General features: G+C 69.2%; 12 protein-coding genes. 7 read left to right on the plus strand and 5 right to left on the minus strand.

Going from position 1 to position 13,408, the window contains the following annotated elements; translation table 11 throughout:
* The first annotated feature begins 54 nt into the window (after nt 1-54).
* From ACN8HC_RS10830 to ACN8HC_RS10840, 3 genes are read left to right on the plus strand one after another with little or no spacing between them, the layout of a single operon-like run.
* Complete coding sequence (locus ACN8HC_RS10830) at nt 55-1,833, plus strand: thiamine pyrophosphate-requiring protein (RefSeq protein ID WP_490074844.1); 1,779 nt, start codon at nt 55-57, stop codon at nt 1,831-1,833.
* Between the two features lie 38 nt (nt 1,834-1,871).
* Nucleotides 1,872-3,026, plus strand: coding sequence for a baeRF2 domain-containing protein (locus ACN8HC_RS10835; protein ID WP_490074845.1), 1,155 nt, complete (start codon nt 1,872-1,874; stop codon nt 3,024-3,026).
* Nucleotides 3,023-5,971 carry an FAD-binding and (Fe-S)-binding domain-containing protein gene (locus tag ACN8HC_RS10840; RefSeq protein ID WP_490074846.1) on the plus strand — a complete coding sequence of 983 codons (2,949 nt, stop codon included), beginning with the start codon at nt 3,023-3,025 and terminating at the stop codon, nt 5,969-5,971. Before ACN8HC_RS10835 ends, ACN8HC_RS10840 begins: the two co-directional genes overlap by 4 nt.
* 6 nt (nt 5,972-5,977) lie before the next feature.
* On the opposite strand, the gene ACN8HC_RS10845 is transcribed toward ACN8HC_RS10840, so the two are convergent.
* From ACN8HC_RS10845 to ACN8HC_RS10855, 3 genes are read right to left on the minus strand one after another with little or no spacing between them, the layout of a single operon-like run.
* Nucleotides 5,978-6,385 carry a hypothetical protein gene (locus tag ACN8HC_RS10845; RefSeq protein WP_490074847.1) on the minus strand — a complete coding sequence of 136 codons (408 nt, stop codon included), beginning with the start codon at nt 6,383-6,385 and terminating at the stop codon, nt 5,978-5,980.
* Complete coding sequence (locus ACN8HC_RS10850; RefSeq protein ID WP_490074848.1) at nt 6,382-6,825, minus strand: CBS domain-containing protein; 444 nt, start codon at nt 6,823-6,825, stop codon at nt 6,382-6,384. The genes ACN8HC_RS10845 and ACN8HC_RS10850 overlap by 4 nt, the downstream gene beginning before the upstream one ends.
* A 55-nt stretch (nt 6,826-6,880) precedes the next feature.
* Nucleotides 6,881-7,855: a glycosyltransferase family 9 protein gene (locus ACN8HC_RS10855; RefSeq protein ID WP_490074849.1), complete on the minus strand. Its 975-nt coding sequence runs from the start codon at nt 7,853-7,855 to the stop codon at nt 6,881-6,883.
* Nucleotides 7,856-7,977: 122 nt separating this feature from the next.
* Here ACN8HC_RS10855 and ACN8HC_RS10860 point away from each other — a divergent pair, with 122 nt between their 5' ends.
* The 3 genes from ACN8HC_RS10860 to ACN8HC_RS10870 all read left to right on the plus strand — a co-directional run bounded on the left by ACN8HC_RS10860 (nt 7,978) and on the right by ACN8HC_RS10870 (nt 11,469).
* A complete protein-coding gene (locus tag ACN8HC_RS10860) occupies nt 7,978-8,559 on the plus strand; it encodes a hemerythrin domain-containing protein (protein WP_490074850.1) in 582 nt (193 codons plus the stop codon).
* The gene (locus ACN8HC_RS10865; protein ID WP_490074851.1) at nt 8,556-9,734 is read left to right on the plus strand and encodes a zinc-dependent alcohol dehydrogenase; all 1,179 of its coding nucleotides are present in this window, start codon (nt 8,556-8,558) and stop codon (nt 9,732-9,734) included. Before ACN8HC_RS10860 ends, ACN8HC_RS10865 begins: the two co-directional genes overlap by 4 nt.
* A gap of 433 nt (nt 9,735-10,167) precedes the next feature.
* Entirely contained in the window at nt 10,168-11,469 is a 1,302-nt protein-coding gene (locus ACN8HC_RS10870) for an HNH endonuclease signature motif containing protein (protein ID WP_490074852.1), read from the plus strand.
* Nucleotides 11,470-11,499: 30 nt separating this feature from the next.
* On the opposite strand, the gene ACN8HC_RS10875 is transcribed toward ACN8HC_RS10870, so the two are convergent.
* Both ACN8HC_RS10875 and ACN8HC_RS10880 read right to left on the minus strand, forming a co-directional pair.
* Entirely contained in the window at nt 11,500-12,075 is a 576-nt protein-coding gene (locus ACN8HC_RS10875; protein ID WP_490074853.1) for a GrpB family protein, read from the minus strand.
* Between the two features lie 39 nt (nt 12,076-12,114).
* Nucleotides 12,115-12,771 (minus strand): UdgX family uracil-DNA binding protein, encoded by a 657-nt coding sequence (locus ACN8HC_RS10880; protein ID WP_490074854.1) that lies wholly within the window; start codon nt 12,769-12,771, stop codon nt 12,115-12,117.
* 84 nt (nt 12,772-12,855) lie between these two features.
* Between ACN8HC_RS10880 and ACN8HC_RS10885 the strand changes: the two genes are divergently transcribed.
* On the plus strand, nt 12,856-13,407 hold the full coding sequence (locus tag ACN8HC_RS10885) for a type 1 glutamine amidotransferase domain-containing protein (RefSeq protein ID WP_490074855.1): 552 nt from the start codon (nt 12,856-12,858) through the stop codon (nt 13,405-13,407).
* Nucleotide 13,408 lies beyond the last annotated feature (1 nt).

A 13,408-nucleotide genomic window follows, 5' to 3' on the forward strand; every position in this document is an offset into this window, starting at 1 on the left:
AGCCCCGGGTAGTTGGTCGTCGTTATGCCATCCCGATGCTCGAGGAGGCGCATGATGGCTACGACCGTCGCGGACTATCTGCTCCAGCGGCTGCGCGAATGGGGCGTGCAGAAGGTCTTCGGTTATCCCGGCGACGGCATCAATGGGCTGCTGGCGGCCTGGGCACGCGCGGAGAACGACCCGAAGTTCGTGCAGTCCCGGCACGAGGAGATGAGTGCCTTCGAGGCCGTCGGCTGTGCGAAGTTCACCGGTTCCTTCGCGGTCTGTGCGGCGACGTCGGGGCCTGGCGCCATACACCTCCTCAACGGGCTGTATGACGCCAAGCTCGACCACGTGCCCGTGGTCGCGATCGTGGGGCAGACGAGCCGGTCGGCGATGGGTGGCTCGTATCAGCAGGAGGTGGACCTGCTGTCGCTCTACAAGGACGTCGCGAGCGAGTACGTGCAGATGGTGACGGTCCCGGAGCAGCTGCCGAACGTGGTGGATCGGGCGATCAGGATCGCCCTGGCCGAGCGGGCGCCGACCGCGATCATCATCCCCTCGGACGTCCAGGAGCTCGAATACGTAGCACCGACCCACGCTTTCAAGATGGTTCCGTCGAGCCTGGGCATCGACCGACCGCGTCCGGCGGCGGATGACGAGGGCATCGCCCGCGCCGCAGAGATACTCAACGCGGGCAAGCGGGTCGCCATACTCGCCGGTCAGGGGGCACGCGGCGCGCGTGAGGACCTCATGCGTGTTGCCGACGTGCTCGGTGCCGGCGTCGCGAAGCCGTTGCTCGGCAAGGACGTGCTCTCCGACGACCTGCCGTACGTGACGGGGTCGATCGGGCTGCTCGGCACTAGGCCCAGCTACGAGATGATGCGCGACTGCGACACGCTGCTGGCCGTCGGCTCGAACTTCCCCTATTCGCAGTTCCTCCCGAAGTTCGGGCAGGCGCGTGCCGTGCAGATCGACATCGACGGCAAGTTCATCGGGATGCGGTATCCCTACGAGGTGAACCTCGTCGGCGATGCCGCCGCGACCTTGCAGGCCCTGCTGCCCAGGCTGGAGCGCAAGGGGGACCGGTCCTGGCGCGAGCAGATCGAGTCGAACGTCACCGACTGGTGGGAGACCATGGACCGGGAGGCGGAGGTCGCCGCTGACCCGATCAACCCGATGCTGCTCTTCACCGAGTTCTCGGCACGCCTGCCGCACAACGCCATGGTGACGGCGGACTCCGGTTCGGCCGCCAACTGGTATGCCCGCAACGTGCGTTTCCGCGGCGACGTGCGCGGCTCGCTGTCCGGGACGCTTGCGACCATGGGCCCGGGGGTTCCGTACGCGATCGGTGCCAAGTTCGGCTGTCCTGACCGGCCGGCGATCGCGTTTGTCGGTGACGGTGCCATGCAGATGAACGGTATGGCGGAGCTGATCACCGTTGCGAAGTACTGGCAGGAGTGGTCCGATCCGCGGCTGGTCGTGGCGGTCCTCCACAACAATGACCTCAACCAGGTGACCTGGGAGATGCGGGCGATGGAGAAGTCGCCGAAATTCGTGGAGTCCCAGTCGCTTCCGAGCGTGGACTATGCCAGCGTGGCGCGCGGTTTCGGACTGGGTGCCGTCACGGTGACCCGTCCGGAGGAGCTGGGCGCCGCATGGGACGAGGCGCTCAACGCCGACCGGCCGACGGTTCTGGACGTGCACACGGATCCCAATGTGCCGCCGATCCCGCCGCACGCGACCTACGAAGAGGTGAAGTCGATGGTCGAAGCGGTGGCGAAGGGCGATGAGAACGCCTGGGACTTCATCAAGGAGGGCGTCAAGACGAAGGCCCAGGAACTCTTCTCCTGACCACCACACTTCTGAACCTGCGAAGCCGAGGAGCAGTCATGCAACTTCATTCATGGCACCACTTCGACCTGGCCGGGCGACGTTTCGCCACCGTCGCGCTCGACACCACCCGGGACAGCCCGGGTGCCGCGCACCGCATCGAGTTGCGGTGGGCATCCGCTCGGGAACGATTGTCGGCACTGGGTGTTCCGGCTCGTACGGTGGAGCTGATCGGGGAGCGCATCGGCGTGATGGACGGGCGTTCGGGAGAGGTCGGGCGTTACGTGGTCGCGTCCCAGCCGGCGAACGACGAGGGCGACGCCGAGATCGTTCTCGACGTCCCGTTGCCGGAGATCCCGCAGGAAACCGTGTCGTATGCCGCCGTGCCGGACCTGCTGCCGCTGCTCCGTGCCGGGCAACGCCATCCGACCTACCTGCAGGTCGACATCGACCGCACCGGCGCGGACATCATCGTGCGCGGCCCGGTCGACGAGGAGATCGACAGCAAGACGGTCAGTGGCGATCACGATGTCATCCACAAGGTGCGCGCCGGCGACGCGTCCGAGCAGCGGCTGCACCGCCGCGCCGAGGACTCCTGGGAGCGGAATGCGACCGAGGTGGCGCGTCACCTGGACGACCTGACCCGCCGACACCGGCCTGCCGTGATCGCCGTCGCGGGCGACGACCGTGCGACGAGCGCTCTGCGGGACCACGCGTCCGAGGAGGTGCTGTCCAGGCTGGTCGTGCTGGACTCCGGCGGCCGGGCGGCGGGGGTGGACGAGGGGGCCGAGGACAGCGCGCTCCGCACCGCTCTGGACGGCGCCGTCGCTCGTGAGGTGGAGGATGCCACCGCGCGGCTGCTGGAGGCCGAAGGACGGCAGGACCGTGCCGCGCAGGGCTGTGACAACCTGGTGACGGCGTTCGGGCGTGGCCAGGTGGACACCTTGCTGCTGACCGACCCGCCGCCCGGCGAGGCCGTCCTGGTGGGTGAGGACGGGATGCCACGCAGCGAGGGACCCGGTGAAAAGCTGGATGCAGCAATGGCATTCGCGGCGGCGGCACTCGCCACCGACGCGGATGTGGTGCTCCTGCCCGCCGAGGTGACGCTCCCGGACGGGGCGGCGGCCGTGTTGCGCTGGGCGGACGCCGCGACACCGCACGACTCCGGCCCCAGCATGCCCGGCCACGGCGAACAGCCCGGCTGGCAGACGTGACCGCGGTCGAGACCCGCGGCGCGCCCGACCTCGATCTCGACCGCCTGGAAGCCGAACTCCGGGCCGGTGTCGATGGTGAGGTGCGTTTCGACGACGGCACGCGAGCCGCCTACTCGACGGACAGTTCCAACTTCCGTCAGGTGCCGATCGCCGTGGTCGTGCCGCACACCGTGGAGGCGGGGGCCGACGCGGTCGCGATCTGTCACCGCAACCGCGTGCCGATCGTTTCCCGCGGGGGCGGCACGAGTCTCGCGGGCCAGGGCACCAACACCGCCGTACTGATCGACTGGGCAAAACACTGTCACCGCCTGCTCGACGTCGACCCGGAACGCCGCACCTGCGTCGTCGAGCCCGGCATCGTGCTGGACGACCTGAATCGCCAATTAGCGGAGTATTCCTTGCGGTTCGGGCCCGAGCCGGCCACTCATCCGAACTGCACGCTCGGCGGGATGATCGGCAACAACTCCTGCGGTGCGACCGCGCAACGCACCGGCAAGGTCGTCGACAACGTCGCCCGACTCGAGGTTCTGCTCGTCGACGGCACCCGTTTCTGGTGCGGAGAAGTGTCCGACGAGGAGTATGCGGAGATCGAGCGGCACGGTGACCGCCGAGCGGCCATCTACCGGGCGTTGCGTCACCTGCGGGACGAGTATGCCGACGACATCAGGGAGCGCTATCCCGACATACCGCGCCGGGTCTCCGGCTACAACCTGGACTCGCTGCTGCCCGAGCACGGGTTCGACGTCGCCGGGTTGCTGGTGGGCAGTGAGTCGACCCTGGTCACCGTGTTGCGGGCCGAGCTCGAGCTCCTGCCGGTGCTGCCGGAACGCACCCTGGTGGTGCTCGGGTTCGATTCCGTCGCGGACGCGGCCGACGCGGTGCCGGAGATCCTGCCCTACCAGCCGATCGCTCTGGAAGGCTTCGACGAGCGGCTGATTCACGACGAACAGCTCGAGCACCTGAACGACGCGGCCCGACGGAAGATGCCCGACGGCTCGGCGTTCCTGATGGTCCAGTTCGGTGCCCAGGAGAAGCAGCAGGCGGACGACGATGCCGACCGCATGCTGCGCGGGCTGGGCCTCGCGAGGGACGACCCCCACGTGGCGGTGGTGTCCGATCCCATCCTGGAAGGCGATTTCTGGGCCGTGCGCGAAGCCGGACTCGGAGCGTCCGCCCACGTCCCCGGCGAGCCGGACGCGTGGTCCGGCTGGGAGGATTCGGCCGTCGCACCGGACAAACTGGGCGACTACCTGCGTGACCTGGAGGCACTCTTCCACGAATTCGACTACGCCAGCGACGCGGTGCCCAGCATCTACGGCCATTTCGGCCAAGGCTGCATTCACACCCGCATCCCGTTCCGGCTCACCGACCCGGCTGGCATCGCGACCTACCGACGGTTCATGGAGATGGCTGCCGACCTGGTGGTGCGGTATGGCGGGTCGTTCTCCGGAGAGCACGGCGACGGACAGTCGCGGGCCGAGCTGCTGCCGAAGATGTTCGGCGACCGCATCATGACCGCGTTCGCGGAGCTGAAGGCCACGTTCGATCCGGAGAACCTGATGAACCCCGGAAAGCTCGTGGCCCCAGCCAGATTGGACGAGCACCTCCGGCTCGGCGCGTCCTGGGCGCCGCACCTCGATGGCGCGACGGCCTTCGCTTACCCCGATGACGGGACGTTCGCCCAGGCGGCGAACCGGTGTGTCGGCGTGGGCCTCTGCCGCGCGCCGCAACCGAAGGACGACGACGTGATGTGCCCGTCATACCGCGCGACCCGGGAGGAGATTCACTCCACCCGGGGCCGGGCCCGGTTGCTCTTCGAGATGCTGCACGGGCACGCGGACGGCACCATCACCGACGGCTGGCGGTCGGAGGCGGTCCTGGGTGCGCTCGACCTGTGTCTCTCGTGCAAGGGGTGCGCGAGCGACTGTCCGGTCAACGTCGACATGGCGACCTACAAGGCCGAGTTCCTCTATCACCACTACCGGCACCGGGTGCGGCCCCGGGCGCATTACGTGCTCGGCTGGCTCCCGCTCCTCGCACGCGGCATCACTGCCACCCGCAGTGCGCGGCTGGCCAACGCGCTCGCCGCCGCACCGGCGGTCCGGCGGCTGGGTGCGCGAGCCGCCGGCGTCGCGGACCGGCAGGTCCCGAGGTTCGCCACGCGCACCCTGCAGGACTGGTGGCTGTCGCACACGGCGCACGGCTCGGGCGACCGCGGCCCGGTGCTGCTGTGGCCAGACACTTTCACCAACCACTTCGCCCCGCAGATCGGTCGCGCGGCGGTCGCCGTCCTGGAGGACGCCGGCTACCGGGTGCAATTGCCGACCGGACCGGTCTGCTGCGGGCTGACGTGGACCTCGACGGGTCAGCTGGACGTCGCCCGCCGCGTGCTGCGGCGCACGGTGGCGAACGTGGCACCGGCGCTGCACGACGGGGTGCCGATCGTCGGGCTGGAACCCAGTTGCACGGCGATGCTGCGTTCGGACGCACCGCGCCTGCTGCCGGCTGACCTGGACGTCCGCCGGATGGCGGCGCAGACGACGACGCTCGCCGGGTTGCTGCACGACCACAGCGACGGCTGGCGGCCGCCACAGTTGGGCGTCGAGCGGGCGCTGGTGCAGGTGCACTGCCACCAGCATGCCGACGACGGCTGGCACGCGGATCGGGCGCTCCTCGAGGACGCAGGGGTGGACGCGCAGAGCATCGGCGGATGTTGCGGTCTGGCGGGCAATTTCGGCTTCGAGGCCGGTCACCTCGCGGTCAGCCGGGCGTGTGCGGAAGACCGGCTGCTGCCGGCGCTGCGAGACGCGGACCCGGGCACCGCGGTGCTCGCCGACGGCTTCAGCTGCCGGACCCAGATCGCCGAGTTCGACGACACCGGCGCGCAACCCCTGCACCTGGCCGAGCTGCTGGCACTGGGGCTGGCGCCTGATCGCTCCCGGTGACCCCGCTCAGCCGGCGGTGTCGGTCGACTCGTCCGGCGCGTTCGCCGCGTGCGGCGACTCGTAGGCGTTGGCGTCCGACATCGCCCCGGCCAGGACGCGTTCTTCACAGATGATCGTCACGAAGCCGCCCGCGTTGCGGAAGATCTCCTGCCACTTGGCGACGATCGTCTCCGGGTAGTAGACGCCGAACCGGTCGTTGACCTCGACGATGGAAGCCGTCATCTGGTCGGCGTCCGCGTCCCGGTCCTGCGCCACGCTCCACAACGCTTGCGCGTAGTCGGTGGCGGAGTCGCCCAGCTGCGTCACGAGTTCGGTGGACAGCGGTAGTTGCGAAGCGGGATGTCCGGTCTCGCCCATCCCCCTGCTGGAGTCCATCTCCTGCTTTTCGCCCTGATAGCTGCTCTCGTCATTCATGGCGTTTCCCTCGATGACATCGTGTCGGGCGGGTCGGAGCTGATGTCCGCCAGCACCGAGGCCGGGTCGCGGGCGATTGCGAGATCACCGAGCGAGATGATGCCGATCGGGCTGCGGTTCTCCAGCACGACGATCCGACGGACGGCCTCCTGGCGGGCGACACCGACCACCCGGTCGATCGAGTCGTCGCCGTCGACGGTGACCAGTGTCGTGCTCGCCACCTCACCGGCGGTGCACTGGTCGGGGTCGAGATCGCCGGCCAGGACCCGCACGACCAGGTCGCGGTCGGTGAGTATGCCGGACACCCCACCTGCTTCGTCGCTCACCAGCACGTCGCCGATGTCGTGATCGGCCATCTGCTTGGCGGCCTCTCGGACGGTGCTGGATGCGGTGACGGAAATGATCCCCGGGGACGCGAGATCGGCTGCAGTCTGTGCCATGGTGCCTCCTTCTCCATGTCGAACTGTGGCCCTACCCCCGGTGGCGAGCACCGAATCACCGTGCAGTGGGCAGCAGATCGGGCGTCGTGAGGAGGTCGCCCACCGCCGAGGACACCTCCTCGACGGTGATGGAGTCGAGCCGCGGGTCGATGTGGTCGCTGTGCGGGTCGCCGGCCCCGCCGTCGTCGTGCCAGATCACCCGGTGCAGGTCGGTGTCGATCGTCGGCCCCCACACGCGGGGAGACACCGGGCCGAACAACGTCACGGAGCGCACGCCGTATGCCGTCGCGAGATGCGCGATACCGGTGTCCCCGGAGATGACCAGCCTGCTGCCCACGACCAGGGCGGCGAGCTCGGCCAGCGTGGTGTCGCCGGCGCAGCACTCCACGGGCAACGCCTCGGACACCGCCCGGCAGATCTCCTGTTCGGCGGAGGTTCCGGTGACGACCACGGGGTGACGACTCGGCAGTCGGGTGATCACCTCCCGCCACCGCTCGACCGGCCAGCGCCGTGCTCCTGACGCGGCGCCGGGGTGGACGAGCACCCGAGTCGGCTCACCAGGTCCGCCGCTGCCCGGCAGCCGCAGGTCTTCCCGGTCGCACGCTCCGCCGATCCACCGGACCAGCGTGCACCAGCGGTCGACCTCGTGTTGGCGGCTGTCCCAGTCGGGCCCCTCGGTGAATCCTGCTGCAGGACAGGAGAACCCGAACATTTCTCCGGGCTGGGTCGCGCGGAGGACGGCGTGGCTCTGCGGGCCGCGTCCGTGCAGGTTGACGGCCACATCGGGACGAGGGACGTGGGGGAGTGGCGTCATACCTCTCGCCATACTCTTCGTCGGCACGACGTCGTCGACGATGCCCATGCCGGCCAGCCAGTTGCCCACGTGTTCGTCGCAGGCGAGCAGCAGCCGCGCGCCGGGAAAGGCGCGCCGTAGCCCGCGCAGCGCTGGGACGCCGGTCAGTGCATCACCGAGGCCGAGTGCGCGCAGGACGAGCACCGTCTGTGTGGCATGACGTCGTGGGGCAGCCATGCCGGTCGATTACCCGTGGCGGAGCGGCGGCAATCCGGCCGGTCCGCGGTTCGGTGCCCACGCTGCCGGGTAGGGGCTGAGGCAGCCAGCCCGAGACAGTTGTGTCGCAAAGGAGATCGATCATGGGTAGCGCCGCTGAGGACCGCGCGAAGGCAGCGAGTCTGCCGGAAGGAGACGTCATCCGGATCCTGCTGGAGCAACACGCGCGGATCCACGACCTGTGCGACGAGGTCGCATCCACCCGAGGCGACCACAAGCAGGCGGCGTTCGGCGAGTTGCGCGCGCTGCTCGCCGTGCACGAGACCGCCGAGGAAATCGTCCTGCGGCCGGTGTCGAAGCCACTCGCGGGAGACGGCATCGCGGACGCACGGAACGAGGAAGAGGCAGAGGCCAACGAGGTGCTCGCCACGCTGGAGAAGTTGGACATCTCGTCCACCGACTTCGACACCAAGTTCCAGGCGTTCCGCACCGCGGTCGACCAGCACGCCGAGAACGAGGAGAAGGAGGAGTTCCCCGCGGTGGTCGCCCAGTGCGACCTGGAGAAGCGGCGGGACATGGGCAGCAAGCTGAAGCGCGTGGAGTCGCTGGCCCCGACGCACCCGCACCCGTCGACTGCGGGATCGACTGCCGCCCAATTGGTGGTCGGCCCGTTCGCGTCTCTGGTGGATCGCACCCGGGACGCACTGAGCAGCGCAGACCAGTGAAAGCGCTGACCTGGCAAGGGCGCCAGCACGTCGCGGTGTCCGAGGTCGCCGACCCCGTGCTGCAGGAGCCGACGGACGCGATCGTGCGGGTCACGTCGACGGCGATCTGTGGTTCGGACCTGCATCTGTATGACGTGCTCACGCCCTTCATGCAGCCCGGCGACGTCCTCGGCCACGAGGTGATCGGCATCGTGGAGGAACTCGGTCGAGAGGTCGACCGGCTCACCGTGGGTGACCGCGTCGTCGTGCCGTTCAACATCTCGTGCGGGCACTGCTGGATGTGTGAGCGGGGATTGCAGTCGCAGTGCGAGACGACGCAGGCGCGCGAAACCGGAAAGGGCGCAAAGCTGTTCGGCTACAGCAGCCTCTATGGTTCGGTGCCCGGCGGTCAGGCGGAATACCTCCGAGTGCCGCAGGCCCAGTACGGACCGATCGTCGTCCCGTCGCTGCGCCCCGACGAGCGCTACCTCTACCTGTCCGACATCCTCCCGACCGCGTGGCAGGGCGTGCAGTATGCCGATGTCCACGCCGACGACTGCCTCGCCGTCATCGGGCTGGGCCCGATCGGTCAGCTCGCCTGCCGGGTCGGGTCGCGCCTCGGTGCCCGCGTGATCGGAGTGGACCGGATCGGTGACCGCCTGGAGACTGCTGCGCGGCACGGGGCGGAGACCATCGACATGCGCTCTGTGGACGACGTGCCGGCAGCGATTTATGACCTCACGAACGGCCGCGGTGCAGACGGGGTCGTCGACGCGGTCGGCATGGAGGCGCACGGCGACCCGATCGCCGAGACGGCGGCGGTCGTCGCGAGCCGGTTGCCGGCGGCGATCGGCCGGCCGGCCATGGAGCACTTCGGCATCGATCGCCTGGCTGCCCTGCGGACGGCCTTCGCCGCTGTGCGGCGTGGGGGGACGGTCTCGATCAGCGGGGTGTATGGCGGGAGCGTCGACCCCATTTCGATGATGGACCTGTTCGACAAGGGCATCACCATCCGGATGGGCCAGGCGAACGTGCGGCGCTGGACGGGCGAGCTCATGGACATGATCTGCGACGAGGACGTGTTCGACCTGGAAAACCTTGCCACGCACCGGCTTCCGTTGTCCGCCGGCCCCGACGCCTACCGGATGTTCCGGGACAAGTCCGACGCGTGCCTCAAGGTGGTCCTGCAGCCCTGAGCGCTCGGTCTCGGCGATGGCCGGACGAGGTCGGTCACCGTGGCCGGGTTCGGCACTTCGGTCATCGCTCGAGGTGCAGAACTTCTGCGCTACATACACGCGCCTCAAGTGAGGACCGCGATCCGGTCCGTCATACGGATGACGCCTGGCCGGCAAAGTGATCACCTCCCGCGTCGCGTGACCGGAGAACGGCTTCAGAACTCCTGGTCGACTCACCGCTGAACATCAACGCTCCTCTGGCTGCAAACCGGCGTTCGCACGCACGTTCCATTTCTGGAAAGGGATTGTCGGTGGTGCCCGCTAGCCTGAGAGCAGTCGAAATAGTTGTAGTGGGAGGAGGTGAGGCGTTATGGCAGTCGATTCCAGGATGGTGTTGCCGGAGCAACCAAGACGGAATGAGTCGCTCGAAGGCGTAGACGGTTCCGCGCGTCCGGTGCCGGGTCGGGGGCCGGAGGTGCTCGCGCAGTTGCGCGCCATGGTGGGGTTGTTGGAGGAGGTGCCGGGCACGGTGCATCAGCTCGGCGGGTCCGAGTTGACCGAGTTGGCGCAGGTGTTGCTGCGGGTGCATGTCCGGTCCGGGCAGGTGGTCACGGTTGCGACCGGTGATGCGGTCCAGCGGGGCACGGTGGCGGAGTCGGATGCGGCCAGCACCCAGCAATGGGTGCTGGGTGCGGCCGCGTCGGTGGGGTGTGCGCTGGAGCCTCGGGAGGCGCACACGATCGCGGTGGTGGCCGAAGCGTGTCGGGAGCGGCGTAACGAGGTTCTTGCCGCAGCGGTCGGTGATGGTGGGTGCACGTTGGCGGTGGCCAAGACGGCGCTGAACGCGGCGAAGAAGGTCGCGCCGGTGATCCCGACCGCGGACCGTGGCGAGATCCTGGGCTGGTACCTGCAACTGGACCCCTCGCTCGGGACCGCCGGGGTGGACGCGTTGACCCGGAAGATTCTGGCCGCTTACGGCCCGGAGGAGTTGTCGGTGGATGACGCGGAGTTGGAGGAGGCGGAGTCGCTGACCTGGTCACGCACCCCGGCCGGGATGCTGCGCCTGGTGGCCGAACTATCCCCGGCCAACGCGGCGATTGTGAAGGCGGCGATCAGCGCCGGGTCGGCACCCAAACCCGCCCCGGGTGGGTGTGCCGGGCACGACGAGCACGCCCACGCCGGGCGGGGAGAGGACTGCGCACGGGATGCGCGGACGCCGGGGAAGCGGCGGGCGGATGCGTTGCTGGAGCTGATCAATGCGGGCGCGAAAGCACTGACCGGGAAAGGCTGCCCGGCCGGGGCGGCGACCGTGCTGGTGACGATGGGGTTGGAGGCGTTGACCGCGGGTGTGGGTGGGGCGTCCACGCCGACCGGGGACGTGCTGGACGCGGGCGCGGCGCGCCGGTTGGCGTGCAACGCCACCCTGATCCCGGTGGTGCTGGGCGGCCCGAGTGAGCCGTTGGATGTGGGGCGTGAAGTGCGCCTGGTCACCGGCGGGTTGCGGGCCGCGGTGCTGCTTCGCGATGGCGGGTGCACGTTCCCGGGCTGTGACCGGCCACCAGGGTGGTGCGAAGTCCACCACGTGACCCCGTGGTGGGCCGGCGGTGATACGTCCCTGACGAATTCGGCCATGCTCTGCCGGCGCCACCACCACACCGTCCACCAACGGGGCTACACCGCAACGGTTTCCGGCACCGGCATCACCTGGCACCTGATCCCCGGCCGCATGCCCGGACACACCATCAACGCCGCGTGACCGGCGGCGGTACGCCGCGTCGCTCTTCGTTCAGTTCCGCGCGCCCTGCCCTGCGGGCGGCGCGCCGGGATCGGGCAGCAGTGGCAGACCGAGTCGCTCGAGCGTGTCGCGCACCCAGTGAATTTTGCGCACGGAGTACTCGGTCGGGTCAGTGGCACCAGAGGCGACTGCGTCGTGCTTGACCGCGGCGTACTGCTTCCGCAGAGCGAGATCGTCACGTAACGCCTGCGCGAGGCCGTGCTGCGCGCGAGCCTCATCGGATCCGGCGACGATCACATGCACGTGCACGTTCGTCACCTCCGCGTCGTGCTCGACCGCGCCGAGGAAGAACGGCCGGTCAGGGCGTGACCCTCGGGCATGCTCCAAGCCCAGCTGCTCCAATCCGCCGGACACAGAAGCGATCTCCGTCTTGCTCGCCGGTAGCACCATGACGTCGACATAGCCCTTGCCGGGCATGCCAGGCACCGAACTGCTGCCGATGTGTTCCACCGCCACGTCGGGCAGTTCGGCTGCGACCCGAGCTCGAACGGACTCGAAAACGTCTTCGGTCGCCGCGTCCCAGTCACGGACCTGCGCCGCCGCTCGCTGATAGGAGGTGAACTCCATGCTTCCCAGCGTATGACGGGCGGCGACGCCAGGAACCGGCTATGCGGCGCCGGACGCGACCCGGCGGGCGTGTTCGAGATCCTCGACCAATCCGGCGCGCAGCTCCTCACGCTGCTCACGACCGCGCAACACCGCCGACGGGTGCACGGTCGCAATGAGTGCGGGTGGGCGTTCGAGCGGGACCTCGTTCTCCGGCCAATCGAGCAGCGTCCCGCGGCTGCGCCCCACCCGGAAGGACGGGCCGAGCACGGCCTGCCCGGCGCTGGCACCCAGGAGCACGACCACATCCGGTTGCACGAGCTGGATCTCGGCCACCAGCCAGGGCCGGCAGGCGACGATCTGGGTGCGGTTCGGGGCCTGATGGATGCGCCGCTTGCCGCGCTCCCGGAACCGGAAGTGCTTGACGGCGTTGGTCATGAACGTTTCCGCGGGGTCGATGCCGGCCGCCTCCAGGGCACTGTCGAGCACCTTGCCGGCAGGCCCGACGAACGGCTCGCCGGCGATGTCCTCGCGGTCCCCGGGCTGTTCACCGACGAGCAGGTAGGCCGCCCGTGTGGACCCGGAGCCCATCACCGGCTGCGTCGCATCCCGGTACAGGTCACAGCCCCGGCACTCGCGAGCGCCCTCGAGCATCGTCTCGAGCGTGCGGTCCGCCGGCGCCGGCACCCAGGGCGACGCATCCGATCGCGAATTCATGGTGACGCTCTACCCGGGCCGACGACGAGCAATCCGGTCCACGAACACCCGTGTGAGTGCGCCACCGTTGGGTAACCCTGTCGCATGACTGATGAATTGCGAGGACGAAAAGTCGCGTTCCTGGCCACCTCCGGCGTGGAGCAGGTCGAGCTGACCGGCGCGTGGGACGCGGTCGAGAACGCCGGCGGCACACCGGTGCTGGTCAGTCCCGAGGCGGAGAAGGTGCAGGCCTTCAACCACGACGTCGAGCAGGCGGACACCTTCCCGGTCGACGTGCAGCTGGCGGACGCGAAGGCCGACGACTACGACGCGCTCGTGCTGCCGGGAGGCACCACCAACCCGGACAAGCTACGCATGATCGGTGAGGCCGTGCAGTTCGCGCTGGCCTTCCGCGACAGCGGCAAGCCGGTCGCCGCCATCTGCCACGGGCCGTGGACGCTCGTCGAGGCGGACGTCGTGCGCGGCAAGCAACTGACCAGCTGGCCGAGCCTGCAGACCGACATCCGCAACGCCGGGGGAGAGTGGCACGTCGACGAGGTCGTTATATGCCGGGCAGCCGGCTGGACCCTCGTCACCAGCCGCAAACCCGACGACCTGCCCGCCTTCACGCGCGAGCTGGTCAAGGCGTTCGGCTGAC

This window comes from Flexivirga sp. YIM B11880, assembly GCF_058148645.1.

Coding starts and splice junctions, on each gene's coding strand:
- ACN8HC_RS10845 (WP_490074847.1), bottom strand. CDS start 6,385: ATGAATGACGAGAGCAGCTATCAGGGCGAAAAGCAGGAGATGGACTCC.
- ACN8HC_RS10875 (WP_490074853.1), bottom strand. CDS start 12,075: ATGGAGTTCACCTCCTATCAGCGAGCGGCGGCGCAGGTCCGTGACTGG.
- ACN8HC_RS10850 (WP_490074848.1), bottom strand. CDS start 6,825: ATGGCACAGACTGCAGCCGATCTCGCGTCCCCGGGGATCATTTCCGTC.
- ACN8HC_RS10855 (WP_490074849.1), bottom strand. CDS start 7,855: ATGGCTGCCCCACGACGTCATGCCACACAGACGGTGCTCGTCCTGCGC.
- ACN8HC_RS10830 (WP_490074844.1), top strand. CDS start 55: ATGGCTACGACCGTCGCGGACTATCTGCTCCAGCGGCTGCGCGAATGG.
- ACN8HC_RS10885 (WP_490074855.1), top strand. CDS start 12,856: ATGACTGATGAATTGCGAGGACGAAAAGTCGCGTTCCTGGCCACCTCC.
- ACN8HC_RS10880 (WP_490074854.1), bottom strand. CDS start 12,771: ATGAATTCGCGATCGGATGCGTCGCCCTGGGTGCCGGCGCCGGCGGAC.
- ACN8HC_RS10860 (WP_490074850.1), top strand. CDS start 7,978: ATGGGTAGCGCCGCTGAGGACCGCGCGAAGGCAGCGAGTCTGCCGGAA.
- ACN8HC_RS10835 (WP_490074845.1), top strand. CDS start 1,872: ATGCAACTTCATTCATGGCACCACTTCGACCTGGCCGGGCGACGTTTC.